At 29.1% G+C, this 557-nt stretch carries 1 protein-coding gene; it reads right to left on the bottom strand.

The genetic code is table 11. The features are described from left to right. Window positions 1-52 precede the first annotated feature (52 nt). Window positions 53-448, bottom strand: a complete 396-nt coding sequence (locus GW534_RS16020) for a MerR family transcriptional regulator (protein WP_312854694.1) — start codon at window positions 446-448, stop codon at window positions 53-55. Window positions 449-557 lie beyond the last annotated feature (109 nt).

Raw genomic sequence — 557 nt, 5'->3', positions numbered from 1 at the left:
TTTTAAATGTACTTAAAGTGTGTGAAGAAGTATTACGAAGATAAAGGATTTATTAATCTTTGATTAATAAAAGCAAAGTTTGTATGAGCGATAAACTTTCATTAGAAATTTTCTTTCTTAATGATTTGAGCTCAATATTATTTTTATTCTCTAGTTGAACTACTACATTAGAGACTTCTTTTTCTAACCCTTTTATCTTTAATCGCAAATCAAGTACATCTATTTCTTCTGCATCTCTTTCATTCAATTTCTTCTTAACATCGTCTAATGACAAGCCGGCATGTTTACATTCTTCAATAAAGTTTAGTCGTTCAATTGCTGAGTAATCATAATAACGATAATTTGAGGGTGAACGTTCTGCCTGTAACAAACCGATATTTGTATAGTAATCAATCGTTCTTCTTGTTACATTTGCCTTTTCTGCTAATTCACCAATTTTCAGCTTCACTGCCCCATGGATTTTCCCTCCAAAACTATAACGTGATGGTTTTTAGTATACAGTAATATTAAAAGTTTAACAATAAATTATCTTCTTCCTTTTTAAAAATAGTTTTTAC

It is taken from the genome of Pallidibacillus pasinlerensis, from assembly GCF_009996845.1.
Taxonomy (GTDB): domain Bacteria; phylum Bacillota; class Bacilli; order Bacillales; family Caldibacillaceae; genus Pallidibacillus; species Pallidibacillus pasinlerensis.
This window is presented reverse-complemented; position numbering and strand designations above follow the sequence as displayed.